Source organism: Arthrobacter sp. UNCCL28 (assembly GCF_900102805.1).
In the GTDB taxonomy this organism is placed as follows: domain Bacteria; phylum Actinomycetota; class Actinomycetes; order Actinomycetales; family Micrococcaceae; genus Arthrobacter; species Arthrobacter nicotinovorans_A.
Map to the genome: position 1 here is coordinate 624,778 of NZ_FMWE01000001.1, position 15,155 is coordinate 639,932.

Here is a 15,155-nt window from a genome sequence, read left to right on the forward strand (position 1 = left end):
CAACTGCCGCCACCCGGGTGGGCGGCGGCAGTCAACGGATCCCGACTAGTAGCGGTTGATCGCAGGAAGTTCAGGAGTGGTCTTGATGACCTTGCCTGCAGTGGCTTCCCAAGCCTTCTTGTAATCGCCGTCCTTCTGGAATGCCTCGAGCTGGTCGTTGATCCAGTTGCGGAAGACGGTGTCGTCCTTCTTCAGGCCGATGCCGTAAGGCTCCTTGGTGAAGGTTTCATCCGAAGCAAGCTTGAAGGCATCCGGCTCCTTGTCCACGTAGCCGGCGAGGATCACGTTGTCCGTGGTGACTGCAACAACCTGCTTGTTGCGCAGCGGCTCCAGGCAAGCGGTGTAGGTTGCAGCGGGAACAACTTCAGCGCCGTACTTCTCCGCGATGGTCTTGGCGGGGGTGGACCCGGTGACGGAGCAGACCTTCTTGCCCTTGACGTCTTCAGGCTTGGTGATGGAGTTGTCGTCCTTGTTCACCAGCAGCGCCTGGCCTGCTTCGTAGTACGGTCCGGCGAAGGCGACCTTTTCCTTGCGGGCGTCGTTGATGGTGTAGGTGGCGATGACCAGGTCAACGCGGCCCTGCTCGATGAACGATTCGCGGTTCTGGGAGACGGTCTCTACCCATTCGATCTTGTCCGGAGCGATTCCCAGCTTGGCGGCGATTGCCTTGCCCATTTCAACGTCGAAACCGACAGGCTTGCCGTCCAGGCCCTTCTGGCCGAACAGGGGCTGGTCAAACTTGGTACCGATGGTGATCTTCTGCGCCTTGTTCAGCTTCTCCATCGTGGTGCCGGCTTCGAAGCTGGCCGAGGCAACAGGAGTGGTGGTGGTGCTGCCGCCGCCGCATGCGCTCAGCGAGAGGGCGAGGGCTGCGGATGCGGCCACCAGGAGTGATTTCCTCCGGGTAATGAAAGCCTTCATGACATTCCTTTCATAGATTGGCCGTCTTGCGGCCTGGGTGCGGTCTTTACGGCCTGGGTGCGGGCGGTAAAGAGCTAGTGGGTCAGGAGCTTGGACAGGAAGTCCTTGGCTCGGGTGCTCTTGGGGTTGGTGAAGAATTCCTCGGGGGTGGCATCTTCGACAATTTGGCCGTCAGCCATGAACACCACGCGATCGGCAGCCTTGCGGGCGAAGCCCATCTCGTGGGTGACGACGATCATGGTCATGCCCTCTTTGGCCAACTGGATCATGACGTCGAGGACTTCGTTGATCATTTCGGGGTCCAACGCGGACGTGGGCTCGTCGAACAGCATGACCTTCGGCTTCATGGCGAGGGCGCGTGCGATGGCCACACGCTGCTGTTGGCCGCCGGAGAGCTGCGCAGGAAGCTTGGGGGCCTGGTGACCGACCCCAACACGCTCCAGGAGGGCCATGGCTTCCTTGTCGGCCGTGCCCTTGGCCACGCCCTTGACCTTGATGGGACCCAACGTGACGTTCTCAAGAATCGTCTTGTGGGCGAACAGGTTGAAGGACTGGAAGACCATTCCGACGTCGGCACGCAGGTGTGCGAGGTCCTTGCCTTCTTCGGGAAGCTTCTTCCCGTCGATGGCGATGTCGCCGTCGTCGATGGTTTCCAAACGGTTGATGGCACGGCACAGTGTGGATTTACCGGAACCGGAGGGCCCGATAACCACTACCACTTCACCCTTCTTGACCTGAAGGTTGATGTCCTTGAGGACATGGAGTTGACCGTAATGCTTGTTGACGCCATTCAGGGAGACGAGGGCATCGCCGGACGCTTGAGTAGTCATACGACGAATCTAGCGAACAAAGAAGCAAATATGACCACGGTCACGGCAACTTCCCCAAGATCGTGACTGAACAGAAACCTGCCCCACAGCGAGATATCAGACTGCAATGCAAGAAGCGGGTCGCAGCAACGGGGCAGGCAGGTGAAAGCGCTAGCCTTGTGCGATGAGCATCAGCCAGCACCCAGTACCCCGCCCGGATGCCAACGGCCAGGTCAGGGCCACCCAAGTGCCCCTGCCCTCGGACATCGCTCCGGCCAAGCACAAGGGCTCCTTGGAGCTTCGCCGCAAACAAGCGGATACGGGGATGTCTGATCAACATTTGCTCGATACCAGCGGCGCCGGACAGTTCATCCACACCGATCCCTGGCGTGTCTTGAGGATTCAGAGCGAATTCGTGGAGGGCTTCGGAGCCCTCGCGGACCTGGGTCCTGCGGTCAGCGTGTTCGGCTCTGCCCGGACCAAGCCCGGAACCGAGTACTACGAAATGGCCGTGGACGTAGGACGCAAGCTCGCTGAAGCGGGCGTTGCTGTGATCACCGGCGGCGGTCCTGGCTCCATGGAAGCTGCCAACAAAGGTGCCGTGGAGGGCAACGGAATCTCCGTGGGCCTGGGAATCGAACTTCCCTTCGAGCAGGGACTGAACCAGTGGGTGGACCTGGGCATCAACTTCCGCTACTTTTTCGCCCGAAAGACCATGTTCGTCAAGTACGCACAGGGCTTTGTGGTCCTGCCCGGCGGCCTGGGCACCCTTGACGAGCTTTTCGAAGCCATGGTGCTGGTCCAGACCCGCAAGGTCACCTCGTTCCCCATCGTTCTTCTGGGGGTCCGGTTCTGGGGGCCCATGATCGAGTGGATCCGGGAGACCTTGGTGGCCGAGGGCATGGTGTCCGAAAAGGACCTCGACCTGATCCAGCTGGTGGATGACCCCGCGGACGCTGTGCACCGCGTTTTGCACGGCGAACCGCTGCCTCCCACCTCCAACGGAAACCAGCGCCCGGAATAGCCGGCCGTTTCTGGCACGATGGACCTGTGAGCTTTTTCCTGGTGTTTCTCGCGATCGTCATCGTCGGCGCTGTGCTGTACCTCGGAGCCGGGATCGTCCGGGGACGCCCGGTCGGGGCCGGCCTTGACGAGCCCGTGCCCAACCTGCCCCCGGTGGTGCTGCCGTCCAAGGCCAAACCGTCCGACGTCGACTCCCTGCGTTTCGCCCTTGGCCTGCGCGGCTACCGCATGGACCAGGTTGACCAGGTACTCGATGATCTCCGGGACCAGTTGCAGGCCAAGGACAGCGAGATCGAACGGCTCAGCGCGCTGGCACAGCCACGGCTTGACGATGGCGGAACCGGCCGGATCAACCTGTGAACCGCCCGGCCGGGAGCAAAGCCGGGCTGGGGCCCGCGGAGCGGATCTCCCGCGCCGCAACAGCAGCCACCGCAAGAATGGCGGCATGGCCGTGGTGGGTCCAGGTGTCCTTGGTCTTCGTGGTTGCCAGGCTGGTCAGCGCGTGCATCTTCATGGCCGCGGCCATTCACCAGGGCACCAGTCCGTGGTTTCCGCCTGCACCGGATTATTGGAACTTCATCACCATCTGGGACGGGCGCTGGTACCAGGAGGCCGCGGACAAAGGCTATCCCGCAGAGCTTCCCGTGGACGCCAACGGCGTCGTCAAGGAAAACGCCTGGGCCTTCTACGCGTTGTTTCCTTTCCTGGCCAGGGGCTTGTCTGCCATCACCGGGATGGGGACGTTGCCCGCCCTGACGGCAATTGCCATGCTGGCCGGCCTCGGGGCGGCCCTGGTCATCTACCTGCTCTTCCGGGAGTTCGCAGGCCGGCGGTCGGCAATGTGGGGCGTTATCTTCGTTTCCACCTTCCCGGTCTCTCCAATCCTGCAGGTCCCGTACGCGGAGTCGTTGAACCTCCTGCTCCTGGCGGCATCGTTACTGCTCGTGGTCCGGCGCCGCTATCTTGCCGCCATTCCCGTGGTGCTCCTGATGTGTCTGTCCAGGCCCACGGGCGTGCCGTTTGCCGCGATGCTGGGTCTGTTGTTCGTTGGGCGGTTGTGGCAACGGTACCGGGAGTCGTCCACGGAGCTTCCGGGCAATGGCGCCACCGGAACAACGGGCAGAAACAAGGAGCCGACGTCCACCCGCAGCCTGGTATCACTGGCCGTCCTCGTGGTCGCCACGGGCCTGGCGGCTCTGGCATGGCCGGGCATTGCGTGGGCCGTCACGGGAGATCCGACCGCCTATACGCGCACTGAAACGGCGTGGCGTGGCCATGATCTGGTGCCGTTCAAGCCGTGGTTCGATACCGGCCGTATGTTGTTCGGTCCGGTGCTGGGAGTACTGGCACCCTTCGTTTTCACAGGGCTCTTTGTCCTGGTGATGGTTTCCAGGCCCGTCCGGGCGATCGGAACGGAGCTGCGGCTGTGGTGCGCCTGCTACATGGGCTACCTGCTGGTCTTCCTGCACCCGCAGACCAGCACGTTCCGTATGCTCCTGCCGTTGTTCCCCCTGGCCCTCGGCGCGGCCCTGCTGTCCAAATCCAAGGCCTACCGGGGCACCGTGGTGACCATGTTCATCCTGCTCCAGATTGTCTGGGTGGTATGGCTGTGGGCATGGGCCCAGTTGCCCGGGGGAGGCGACTATCCGCCCTGACGTGGAGCTATGCCGGAGAACGGCAATATGTACAACGCCCGGACAAATGGCGTGCTGATTAGCTTACGGGCGGGTAAGTACGGGATAATGGTCTACGAGCAAGGACAAAGCACCTAAAAGTGCCCGGCCAAGGCGGCCTCCCAAGCGTTGCCGCCGGCTGCAATTGCGATGCGGATCCAGCCCGGCCGGGTTGGGCGTGACTTGGGACAAATGGAGGGGATTTTCCTAATGGCGGCGATGAAACCACGTACTGGCGACGGCCCGATGGAAGTTACCAAAGAGGGACGCAGCCTGATCATGCGTGTGCCGCTCGAAGGCGGAGGACGGCTTGTTGTCGAACTCAACGCCGCTGAAGCGGAAAACCTCAAGGAATGCCTCGTAGGCGTCACCGAATAGATCTACCAAGCAGGGCCCGGCTGAGCCGGGGCCCTGCTTTTTGGTTTAAGGCAGGGCTGGTGCCTTACCTCTTGACAGCTACCAGCAGTCCATCGCCGGTGGGAAGCATCGCTGAAGCGAGCCGGTCGTCGTCGCGGATTGCCTTGCCGATCTGGCGCAGCACCACGGTTGTGGAATCGCGTGCTGCCGGATTGGCGACCCGGTCCTTGTCCAGGGCATCGTTGATCACCAGTGTCCCGCCTGACTTGAGGAGGCGGATGGCCTGTTCAACATACTTGGGGAAGTTGGGCTTGTCGGCGTCGATGAACACGAGGTCATAGGCAGAATCGGTAAGCCGCGGCAGGACGTCGGCCGCGCGGCCTGAAATGGTGCGCGTGCGGTTGGCAGGGCTGCCGGATTCAAGGAACGCCTCCCTGGCCGCCTTGAGGTGTTCGACGTCGACGTCGATGGTGGTCAGGACGGCCTGCGGGCTCAATCCGCGCAGGAGGCAGACGCCGGACACCCCGGCCCCCGAACCGACCTCGACCACGGTCTGTGCCTTGGACGCCGCAGCCAGGACGGTCAGCACCGCACCTACGCCGGGGCTGATGGGCGTGACTCCGAGCTCGAAAGAGCGTTCCCGGGCGCGCAACAAGACGTCATCCTCAGCAGGCAGATCTTCTGCATAGGACCAGCTGCTTGACTTGTCGGCACTCATGAAGGGTTTCGCTTTCCGCGGGTAGGGGTGGTTGTACCAAGACTACTGTGTAAGCACCGGGAAACCCGCTGTTGGACGGCCGCCCCGGCCCTTGTGTCCGGGACAGTTTTCAGCCCTGCGGGAAAAACCAGCACCAGTCAGGAAATTCCCAGACAACCTTGGGATGATATTGCTCCGGCCACCCATGAGGCAGCCGGCGCCGAAGGACTCGGTGAACCACATTTTGAGGGGAGTGGACGATGCCGGCATCGCATGCTGCGCCAGTCCAAACATCGGAGAGCATTGAGGGCGTTGCCGACTGGGTCATGCCCAGCTGGGAGGAAGTGGTTTCCAACCACTCCGCCAAGGTTTATCGCCTCGCCTATCGCTTGACGGGCAACAAATTCGACGCCGAAGACCTCACTCAGGAGGTCTTTGTCCGGGTTTTCCGTTCACTCGAGAACTTCAAACCGGGGACATTGGACGGCTGGTTGCACCGCATCACCACCAACCTGTTCCTGGACCAGGCCCGTCGCAAGAGCCGGATCCGTTTCGATGCCCTTGCCGAAGACGCCGATTCCCGCCTGCCCGGCCGCGAACCGGGTCCCGAACAGAGCTTTGAACACAACAATCTTGACCTGGATGTCCAGCGTGCCTTGGAAGAACTGCCGCCTGACTTCCGCGCCGCCGTCGTGCTGTGCGACCTTGAAGGCCTCTCCTATGACGAGGTCGCAGAGGCATTGGGTGTGAAGCTGGGAACCGTCAGGTCCCGCATCCATCGCGGCAGGACCATGCTGCGCGAGAAGCTTGCCCACCGCGATCCCCGTCCGGCAGAGGCCCGCAAGCCACGCCTGAAGATGCCGCGCATCGCAAGTATCCTCTAGGACGTCGATGCCTCGACACCCCCGCCGTCCGGGACTGTTTTCCCGGCACAAGCTGGCTGCCCTGCGCCACACACGAAACCCCGATCATGTCCGGGAATGCACTGAGTGCCGCAGTGCCCTTCGCCGGGAACGGCAGTACCTTGAACGCCTACGGGGTGCTTCGGTGCCCGAAGCCAGCCAGGATCTTGCCACGCGGCTGATTCAGCATACTGAACGCCTCGCCAACGAACCGGATGAACATCTGGAGGCCAGGTCAACGCCAGGCGAAATGCGCCGTGGACTTCGAGTTGCCGCAGCTGCTGCCGGTACTTTGGCTGTCAGCGCCGGCGCCCTGGCGTTGTCGGCCTACGTCGTGGCCGGCAACGACGTTCCCCAACTGAGCGCCGGCAGCGACGTCGGTGCCCTCGCCGGAGCGTGGACGGGAAACCCTGTGGGAAGCATGGCGGGCCCCACGTTCCGGGCAGGGAGCACGGTCAGCCTGGACGCTGCCCAACTGGATGCCCTGCGGGAAGAAGGGTGGGCATGCCCTGAGCTTGCAGGGATGGGCTTCACCGTGGTCTCTGCCCACAGCACCATGTACAACGGGCACCCTGCAGTGGAGATCAGGCTTGAAAACAACGGCCACTACGCCACGATCGTGGAGGAGCACCTGCCAGCCGCCCAGTCCGGGCAGGGCACCACCACGTCCGCGCGGCTATCTGTCGCGCAGGGGAGCCCCTGGAAGGCCGTCTACACCATGCCTGCGGCCGTGATCAGCTACGTCTCCGACCTCCCAGCCGATGCCGCGGATGACGCCGTTCCTGAAATCGTCAGGGCAGGCGAATCCATGGCAGCTTCACACCCCAACGAAGGAACCGAGGCCTGGTACGCGCGACTGCTGCGTGGGCTCCAGACCCTTCTCCGTCCCGCTGGTTTATGAGCGGCACCACAGACAAGGTAATCTTCGTAGCGTGTTTGGAATCAACGGCCCGGAGTTCATACTCCTTCTGATTATCGGCGTACTCGTCATCGGTCCCAGCCGTTTGCCCGAATACACTCAAAAGCTTGCCAACTTGGTCAAGGAAGTCCGGCGGATGGCTTCCGGTGCGCGTGAGCAGATCAAGGAAGAAGTCGGCATCGACATCGATGAGGTCGACTGGAAGAAGTACGATCCCCGCCAATACGACCCGCGTCGCATCATCAAGGATGCGCTGCTGGATGACGACACCAAGCCAGTGAGCGCCGGAGGGCCCGCCATGGCCGCTACGACAGCCGCCGCAGCATCGGTCGAGACCAAGCCAAAGGCTCCCGCCAGGGTGATTGAGCGGCTTGCAGAAGGCGAAGCTGCGCCCTTCGATACCGAAGCGACCTGATCCGCGCCAGCCCCTAGGCGAACAGGGGCGGCGGTCACCTGACTGCGGACACCAGGAAACGGTCACCTGAAAGCGGAAACAGGTCTAGCGGGGTTCGATGCCCAGCGACAATCCCGACAATCCCCGCGGCCGGGATGCAAGGCCCGAGGCGATGTGCTGCATGGCCTTCGCTGCGGCCGTTTCCGGGGCGGCCAATACCACCGGGTTCCCGGCATCACCGCCTTCCCTCAGCCGGATGTCCAAGGGGATCTGGCCAAGTAGAGGAACATCGCTGCCGACTGCGGCGCTCAAGCGCTCCGCCAGGATGGCACCGCCGCCACTTCCGAACAATTCCATCCTGCCGCCGTCGGGCATTTCCAGGAACGACATGTTCTCGATCACCCCGGCCACCTTCTGCCCGGTCTGCGTCGCGATGGTTCCGGCACGTTCGGCGACGTCGGCAGCAGCAGCCTGGGGGGTGGTCACCACAAGGATCTCGGCGTTGGGCAGGAGTTGGGCCACGGAAATGGCGATGTCACCCGTGCCGGGAGGCAGGTCGAGGAAAAGGGCGTCCAAATCGCCAAAATAGACGTCGGTGAGGAACTGCTCCAGTGCCCTGTGCAGCATGGGACCACGCCAGGCCACCGGCTGGTTGCCTGCCACGAACATCCCAATGGAGATGACCTTGACGCCATAGGCCACCGGCGGCAGGATCATGTCATCCACCTGGGTGGGCTTTTGCGTGATGCCCATCAGGGCGGGAACAGAGAAACCATGGACATCGGCGTCAACGATGCCCACGCGAAGACCCTGGGCGGCCAAGGCACAAGCCAGGTTGACGGTGACAGAGGACTTGCCCACGCCGCCCTTGCCGCTTGCTACGGCGTAAACCTTGGTCAGGGACCCCGGCTTGGTAAAGGGTATGCCGCGCTGGCCGCCTGGTCCGCGGAGCTGTTTCTTCAGTGCCTCGCGTTGGGCCGGGGTCATGACCTTCAGTTCCACGTCCACGGCCGTGACGCCGTCGAGTTTGGACAGAGCCGCAGTGGCGTCCTGGGTGATGGTCTCCCGAAGGGGACAACCGGCGATGGTCAGCAGGACAGCGACGCTAACGGTCCCGGTGTGGTCGGAGGAGACCGATTCCACCATCCCGAGCTCGGTGATCGGGCGGCGGAGTTCGGGATCGATGACGGTTGCCAGGGCAGCATGGAGCTCCTCGGCAGATGGGGCGCTCATGTTCTCAAGCCCGGCTTTCAGGGGTTTCAGGCGAGGGTTTTGCCGTGGAGTGTTGTGGCCCAGTGGGCCGCGGCTGACGGACTTTGGGGATCTGTTGCGTGCGGGGACCGCGGGACTTGTCCCGTTTGTCCTTGAGTTTGTCCTTGACCTTCTCGCCGGGAGACTCAGTTCCATCACCGGCATCGTTCTCGCGCAGCTCTTCCTGGGCATCAATGATGTCCTCCAGGAGGCTGCGGAGTTCGGCGCGGACGTAGTCACGGGTGGCTACTTCGCGCAGGGCGATGCGCAGCGAGGCCAGTTCCCGGGTCAGGTACTCGGTATCGGACAGGTTCCGTTCGGCACGCTGTCGGTCCTGCTGGAGGGAGACGCGGTCGCGGTCATCCTGGCGGTTTTGGGCCAGGAGCAGCAGGGGAGCGGCATAGGAGGCCTGGAGCGACAACATGAGGGTCAGCAGGGTGAAGCCCAGCTCCATCCGGTCGAACTGCCACTCCGTGGGCGCGAATGTGTTCCAGACCAGCCAGAAGACACAAAAGATGGTCATGTAGACCAGGAAGGTCGGTGTCCCCATGAAGCGGGCGAAACCTTCCGTTGCGTTCCCGAATGCGTCCGGGTTGGGAGAGAACTTCGGCAGGATCCGCTGGCGGCCGCTCAGAGGCGTGTCAAGGCTGCTGCTGGAGCGTCCCGGCGACTTGGGGGATCGGGTGGCGTTGTTATCAGCCAATGCGGCCTCCAAGTTTCCTTATAGGGGCGTCGTCCTCATGGGCGCGCCAGTCATCCGGCAACAGGTGATCCAGCACGTCATCAACAGTCACCGCCCCGACAAGGCGGCCGTCGTCGTCGACGACTGGAAGGGAATTGAGGTTGTAGGTGGCCAAGGTCCGGGCAACTTCGCTGATGTGGGCCTGGTCCGACAACGGTTCGAGGTTTTTGTCCACGAGGTTGCCCAGCGGTTCCGGTGGCGGGAAACGCAAAAGCTGCTGGATATGCACTACTCCCAGGAATCGGCCGGTGGGTGTCTCCAAAGGCGGCCGTGCGATGAAGATGGAAGAGGCCAGCGCCGGGGAAAGTTCTTCGCGGCGGACGTGTGCCAATGCTTCGGCAACAGTTGCTTCGGGCGGGAGGATGACCGGGACCGGGGTCATCAGACCGCCTGCGGTGTCTTCGTCGTACTCCAGGAGGCGGCGGACGTCTTCTGCTTCCTGGGGTTCCATGAGCTGGAGCAGCTCCTCAGCCTGGGCGGAGGGGAGCTCGGCCAGGAGGTCGGCCGCGTCGTCGGGGTCCATTTCTTCGAGGACGTCGGCTGCACGCTCCACATCCAAGGCTGAGAGGATCTCCACTTGGTCGTCTTCCGGGAGCTCCTGGAGGACGTCGGCAAGGCGCTCGTCCTGGAGTTCGCTGGCTACCTCGAAGCGGCGTTTGTCGCTCATCTCCTGGAGGGCCTCGGCGAAGTCGGCAGGCTTAAGGTCCTCGTGTGTTGCCACGAACTGGGTTGCTGCCTGGGGTTCGTTGTGGGCCCCGGTCTGGGCGTCAGCCCAGTCAATGATCAACGTTTCGTTCCGGCGGAGCCTGCTCAGGGGCGACAACGAGTGGCCGCGGCGCACGAACAGCTTGCTGACAAACCAGTCCTTGGACCGGTGCTGGTCCATGGCGATGTCCTCGATGGTGGCGTCGCCGGAACCATCCGCCAACGTCACACGGCGGTCGAACATCTCGGCAACCACCAGTGTTTCCGCGCCGCGCTGCTCGAAGCGGCGCAGATTGACCAAGCCTGTGCAGATGATCTGCGTCTGGTCGATGGAGGTAATGCGCGTCATGGGCACGAAGACGCGTTTCTTGCCCGGTACCTCCACCACGATGCCCACCACGTGCGGAGCGCCCCGGGTCCCGCGGGAGAGCACCACGACGTCGCGCAAGCGGCCCAAACGATCACCCAAAGGGTCAAAGACGTCCAAGCCGAGCAGGCGCGCGACAAAGACGCGTGAAGGATGTGTGCTCATGTTTACAGGCTACCGAGTCTGCTCTCTTTTAGCTGAATTCCAGCCAGTTCACATGTCCATGGGACACAATGGGGCTATGTCTAACATTTTTGGTGGTCCCAAAGCCGTTGAGGAATCCCGCAGCGTCCCCCAGGGCGACACCGTGGGCTCATACACCTCGTATTTGGATGCCCAGAAGGCGGTGGACTACCTTGCTGACCAGCAGTTCCCGGTGCAGTTGGTGTCGATCGTGGGCAATGACCTCAAAATGGTGGAACGGGTGACCGGGCGCCTCAGCTACCCGAGGGTGGCGCTGTCAGGAGCGTTGAGTGGTATGTGGTTTGGCCTCTTCGTGGGTGTGATGCTGTCCTTCTTCACCCCGGCAGGCGGCCCTTTCTCCATCATCACCTCGGTCCTGATGGGTGCGGCCTTCTTCATGTTGTTCGGGATCGTCACCTATGCCACCCAGCGTGGGAAGCGCGACTTCACGTCCACCAGCCAGGTGGTGGCCACCAATTATGACGTCATCGTCGCCATGGAAGCCGCCCATGAAGCCCGCCGCTTGCTCCAGCAGCTGCCCATGAACCCGGCACAGGCAGCAACGGCGCAGGCCACCCACTACAACCCGCAGAACACGCCGGTGCAGCAACCCGGTCAAGCTCCTGAGCGGCCTTCCACGTGGAACGACCCCTACGGCCAGCGCGGTCCCGAGTCCACCGCTGGCGCTCCCCAGGGACAGAATGCACCCGCCGGGACACCGGGCCCTGCCGCCCAACAGCCCGTGCAGAACCCGGCACCGGCGGCTGTGCGCTATCCCGACCTCCCGGACGGCCGTCCGCAGTACGGCGTCCGCGTCACCGAAGGGCAGAACCCGCCGCAGAACGGGCCCCGGGAGGACGGACAGGAGTCCGGCCCGGAAGGCTCGCCCAAGCACTAGGCGATCACCCGGCAGGCCCAAGGGCTGCGTATAAGAGCACATAAAGGAAGGCCACCGGATAACCGGTGGCCTTCCTTTATGCGCTCTGGAGCAGGGTCTTTAGCCCTGCGCGTCCTGGTAGATGCCTGCCATCCACGCCTCGACGTCCTCTGCCTTGCGGGGCAAAGCGGCGCTGAGGTTCACGGGGCCATCGGCAGTCATGAGGATGTCGTCTTCAATGCGGACGCCGATTCCACGGTACTCCTCGGGGATGGCAAGGTCCTCGTTCTTGAAGTAGAGGCCAGGCTCGATCGTGAAGACCATGCCTTCAGTGAGGATGCCGTCGAGGTAGAGCTCGCGCTTGGCCTGGGCGCAGTCGTGCACGTCAAGGCCGAGGTGGTGGCTGGTACCGTGCGGCATCCACCGGCGGTGCTGCTGGCCCTCGGGGCTGATGGCTTCTTCCACGGAGACGGGCAACAAGCCCCACTCGGCGAGGCGCTCGGCCAGGACCGTGGTGGCGGCCGTGTGGATGTCGCGGAACTTCACGCCCGGCTGTGCAGCTGCGAATCCGGCGTCGGCAGCGTCCAGCACGGCCTCGTAGATCTTGCGCTGGATATCAGTGAACGTGCCGGTTGCAGGCAACGTGCGGGTGACATCTGCGGTGTACAGGGAATCTGCCTCGACGCCGGCATCCAGGAGCAGGAGCTCCCCGGCGTTGACGGTACCCGAGTTGCGGTTCCAGTGGAGGACCGTGGCGTTGTTCCCTGAGGCTGCAATGGTGTCGTAGCCGAGCTCATTGCCTTCCTCGCGGGCACGGGCAAAGAAGGCGCCTTCAACAACGCGCTCGCCACGCTTGTGGGTCAGTGCACGGGGCAGGGCACGGACAACATCGGCGAAGCCCTCCACGGTTGCCGCCACGGCGACCTTCATCTGTTCGATTTCCCATTCGTCCTTGATCAGGCGCAGCTCGGAGAGTGCTTCACTGAGCTTTTCATCAAGGGCGTCGAGCTCGCCGAGGTCCAGGTTTTCGGGATCCTTGGCGGTGTTGTACCGAGCGGTGTCCACCAGTGCGTCAATGTTCTCGTCCACCTTGCGGACCAAGCGGATCGAGATGCCGCCAATCTCCGGGGCGCCAACGTTCTTGGTGATGGCCATTTCCAGCTCGGCGATGTGCGCGGTGGGCAGGCCCAGGCGGGCTTCGAACTCAGCCAGGGTGGGGCGGGCGCCGATCCAGAACTCGCCTGCGCGGGAGTCCGCATAGAACTGTTCGGTATCGCGGCCTGCCAGCGGGCGGAAGTAGAGCGTGGCAGTGTGGTGACCGCCGTCGTCGCCCTTTCCTTCAGCCACCGGCTCCAGGATCAGGACGGCGTCCGGCTCGTGGTCAAGGCCCAAACCGGTGAGGTGGGCGAATCCTGAGTGCGGGCGGAAACGGTAGTCGCAGTCGTTGGAGCGGACCTTCAAAGGACCCGCCGGGACAACAAGCCGTTCGCCCTTGAACAGTTCGGAGATGGTACGACGGCGGCGGGCGGCATGGTCTGCGACGGCGTCACGCGCAGGGGTCACCTGCGGGGCCGGTGCCCAATTGCTTGCCATGAATGCCTTGAAGGCATCCGATGTGGGCCTCTGTGAGCGGTTGTTGACGCGCTCTTGCAGCGGCTGGGAATTTGAGGAATCCATGTTTTGGGTGTTTTCAGCATCGTTCACCGTTACATCGTCCCACCAGTTCGGTGAGGAGGCCAACGGCGCAACCGGCCAAGAAGGCCCACATCCCCTAGGCTGGGAAAGTGAGGATAGACCTGCATGCGCACTCCAATGTTTCCGACGGAACCGAGACCCCGGCGGGGGTGATCATTTCTGCTGTTGCGGCGGGCCTGGACGCGGTGGCGCTGACGGACCACGATTCCACCGATGGCTGGGATCCGGCCGCTGCGGCCGCCCGCGAACATGGCATTGCCTTTGTTCCGGGCATGGAGATTTCCTGCCGGACCGAACAAGGCATCAGCGTCCACCTGCTGAGCTACCTGCATGATCCCTCACACGCGGGACTCCTGGAGGAAATCACCAAGTCCAAGGATGCCCGGCTGACCCGTGCCGAGCACATGGTCACCTTGTTGTCCGAGGATTATCCCTTGACATGGGACGACGTCATCCACCACGTGGCCCCCGGTGCAACAGTGGGACGCCCCCACATTGCCGACGCCCTGGTCGCCGCCGGGGTGGTCGCGGACCGTACCGAGGCCTTTACCTCCATCCTGACCTCACACTCGCGGTACTTCGTGCAGCACTATGCGCCGGACCCCGCTGTCGCCGTCGAGCTTGTCCGCGCCGCCGGCGGTGTTCCAGTCTTCGCCCATCCTGTGGCGTCGTCCAGGGGAAGGATCGTGGGGGAGCGGACCTACCAGGACATGATCGATGCCGGACTGCTGGGCCTTGAGGTTGAACACCGGGACAACCCGGAGGACGGGCGGGCCTTCCTGCGGACATTGGCTGCCCGGCACGGCCTGCTTATCACGGGGTCATCGGATTACCACGGCGCGGGCAAGCCGAACCTGCTGGGCGAGAACACTACCTCGCCCACGGTACTGGCCCGGATTGAGGAACTGGCAACAGGCAGCACCGTTATTCGTTGAAAGGGGTCCCTGAGTGGATTTGCAGCTGCTCGCCTCGGTGATCGTCACGCTGTTCGTGATCATGGACCCGCCCGGGACGGTCCCGATCTTTATGTCCTTGACGGCCCAAATGTCGGCCAGGGACCGCAACCGCTCGGCCTTCCAGGCACTGCTGGTGGCCACAGGCGTGATTGTGGTTTTCGCGATTTTTGGCCAGTCGATCCTCAACTACATGCATATTTCGCTGGCTGCCTTGCAGGGTGCCGGCGGACTGTTGTTGGTCCTCATTGCCTTGCAGTTGCTGACCGGCTCCACCAGCGGCGAGGAAAATGCGGCCAAATACAAGAATGTGGCCTTCGTGCCGCTGGGCACCCCACTCATGGCCGGTCCCGGCGCGATCGTTGCCGTGATGGTGTTCGTGCAGCAGTCCGGCCAGTTGTCTGAGTATCTGGCTGTGGGGCTTGGAATTGCCGTGGTGTTGGCCTCGCTGTACCTGGCCATGCGGTTCGCGGGCGTGGTGCAGCGCGTGCTGGGCGAGAACGGCGTGGAGCTTGTCACCCGGATTGCCGGTTTGCTCCTTTCGGCCATTGCCGTCCAGATGATCGCGGATTCCGTGACAGCTTTCGTGAAAGGCGCAGCCTGACGGCCTGAAACCCAGGCTGAGCCTTGCCTAAATCGGCCGTGCCAAAAATTGGCCTTGCCTAAAACGGCCTCGCCATAAATCGG

The 15,155-nt window shown here is 63.1% G+C and carries 17 protein-coding genes; 10 read left to right on the forward strand and 7 right to left on the reverse strand.

Annotation, left to right across the window (positions count from 1 at the left end):
- Positions 1-45 precede the first annotated feature (45 nt).
- Together BLQ01_RS02840 and BLQ01_RS02845 are read right to left on the reverse strand one after the other, a co-directional pair.
- Entirely contained in the window at positions 46-921 is an 876-nt protein-coding gene (locus BLQ01_RS02840) for a glutamate ABC transporter substrate-binding protein (protein WP_026539963.1), read from the reverse strand.
- Positions 922-995: 74 nt separating this feature from the next.
- Positions 996-1,751, reverse strand: coding sequence for an amino acid ABC transporter ATP-binding protein (locus BLQ01_RS02845; protein WP_026539964.1), 756 nt, complete (start codon positions 1,749-1,751; stop codon positions 996-998).
- 163 nt (positions 1,752-1,914) lie between these two features.
- Between BLQ01_RS02845 and BLQ01_RS02850 the strand changes: the two genes are divergently transcribed.
- The 4 genes from BLQ01_RS02850 to BLQ01_RS02865 all read left to right on the forward strand — a co-directional run bounded on the left by BLQ01_RS02850 (position 1,915) and on the right by BLQ01_RS02865 (position 4,804).
- Positions 1,915-2,754, forward strand: coding sequence for an LOG family protein (locus BLQ01_RS02850; protein ID WP_175493329.1), 840 nt, complete (start codon positions 1,915-1,917; stop codon positions 2,752-2,754).
- Positions 2,755-2,780: 26 nt separating this feature from the next.
- A complete protein-coding gene (locus BLQ01_RS02855; protein ID WP_091550051.1) occupies positions 2,781-3,113 on the forward strand; it encodes a DivIVA domain-containing protein in 333 nt (110 codons plus the stop codon).
- Between the two features lie 77 nt (positions 3,114-3,190).
- A complete protein-coding gene (locus BLQ01_RS02860) occupies positions 3,191-4,408 on the forward strand; it encodes a hypothetical protein (protein ID WP_175493343.1) in 1,218 nt (405 codons plus the stop codon).
- 228 nt (positions 4,409-4,636) lie between these two features.
- Positions 4,637-4,804, forward strand: coding sequence for a DUF3117 domain-containing protein (locus tag BLQ01_RS02865; RefSeq protein ID WP_064721643.1), 168 nt, complete (start codon positions 4,637-4,639; stop codon positions 4,802-4,804).
- Positions 4,805-4,868: 64 nt separating this feature from the next.
- Here BLQ01_RS02865 and BLQ01_RS02870 read toward each other — a convergent pair whose 3' ends face one another.
- Positions 4,869-5,501, reverse strand: coding sequence for an O-methyltransferase (locus BLQ01_RS02870; RefSeq protein WP_026539968.1), 633 nt, complete (start codon positions 5,499-5,501; stop codon positions 4,869-4,871).
- Positions 5,502-5,740: 239 nt separating this feature from the next.
- Here BLQ01_RS02870 and sigE point away from each other — a divergent pair, with 239 nt between their 5' ends.
- The 3 genes from sigE to BLQ01_RS02885 are packed head-to-tail and all read left to right on the forward strand — an operon-like array spanning position 5,741 to position 7,716.
- Positions 5,741-6,364 (forward strand): RNA polymerase sigma factor SigE, encoded by a 624-nt coding sequence (gene sigE / locus BLQ01_RS02875; protein ID WP_026539969.1) that lies wholly within the window; start codon positions 5,741-5,743, stop codon positions 6,362-6,364.
- Between the two features lie 7 nt (positions 6,365-6,371).
- Positions 6,372-7,283 (forward strand): hypothetical protein, encoded by a 912-nt coding sequence (locus tag BLQ01_RS02880; protein ID WP_254779179.1) that lies wholly within the window; start codon positions 6,372-6,374, stop codon positions 7,281-7,283.
- 31 nt (positions 7,284-7,314) lie between these two features.
- On the forward strand, positions 7,315-7,716 hold the full coding sequence (locus tag BLQ01_RS02885; protein WP_091550053.1) for a twin-arginine translocase TatA/TatE family subunit: 402 nt from the start codon (positions 7,315-7,317) through the stop codon (positions 7,714-7,716).
- Between the two features lie 84 nt (positions 7,717-7,800).
- Here BLQ01_RS02885 and BLQ01_RS02890 read toward each other — a convergent pair whose 3' ends face one another.
- The 3 genes from BLQ01_RS02890 to BLQ01_RS02900 are packed head-to-tail and all read right to left on the reverse strand — an operon-like array spanning position 7,801 to position 10,925.
- Positions 7,801-8,928, reverse strand: a complete 1,128-nt coding sequence (locus BLQ01_RS02890; RefSeq protein WP_091550054.1) for an Mrp/NBP35 family ATP-binding protein — start codon at positions 8,926-8,928, stop codon at positions 7,801-7,803.
- 4 nt (positions 8,929-8,932) lie between these two features.
- A complete protein-coding gene (locus tag BLQ01_RS02895; protein ID WP_026546205.1) occupies positions 8,933-9,661 on the reverse strand; it encodes a DUF1003 domain-containing protein in 729 nt (242 codons plus the stop codon).
- A complete protein-coding gene (locus BLQ01_RS02900; RefSeq protein ID WP_026539974.1) occupies positions 9,642-10,925 on the reverse strand; it encodes a magnesium transporter MgtE N-terminal domain-containing protein in 1,284 nt (427 codons plus the stop codon). The genes BLQ01_RS02895 and BLQ01_RS02900 overlap by 20 nt, the downstream gene beginning before the upstream one ends.
- A 76-nt stretch (positions 10,926-11,001) precedes the next feature.
- Here BLQ01_RS02900 and BLQ01_RS02905 point away from each other — a divergent pair, with 76 nt between their 5' ends.
- A complete protein-coding gene (locus BLQ01_RS02905; RefSeq protein ID WP_026546204.1) occupies positions 11,002-11,841 on the forward strand; it encodes a YflT domain-containing protein in 840 nt (279 codons plus the stop codon).
- Positions 11,842-11,940: 99 nt separating this feature from the next.
- Here BLQ01_RS02905 and BLQ01_RS02910 read toward each other — a convergent pair whose 3' ends face one another.
- A complete protein-coding gene (locus BLQ01_RS02910) occupies positions 11,941-13,524 on the reverse strand; it encodes an aminopeptidase P family protein (RefSeq protein WP_026539976.1) in 1,584 nt (527 codons plus the stop codon).
- An 80-nt stretch (positions 13,525-13,604) separates the two neighbouring features.
- Between BLQ01_RS02910 and BLQ01_RS02915 the strand changes: the two genes are divergently transcribed.
- Entirely contained in the window at positions 13,605-14,450 is an 846-nt protein-coding gene (locus BLQ01_RS02915) for a PHP domain-containing protein (protein WP_091550056.1), read from the forward strand.
- A gap of 13 nt (positions 14,451-14,463) precedes the next feature.
- Positions 14,464-15,072: a MarC family protein gene (locus BLQ01_RS02920; protein ID WP_026539978.1), complete on the forward strand. Its 609-nt coding sequence runs from the start codon at positions 14,464-14,466 to the stop codon at positions 15,070-15,072.
- Positions 15,073-15,155 lie beyond the last annotated feature (83 nt).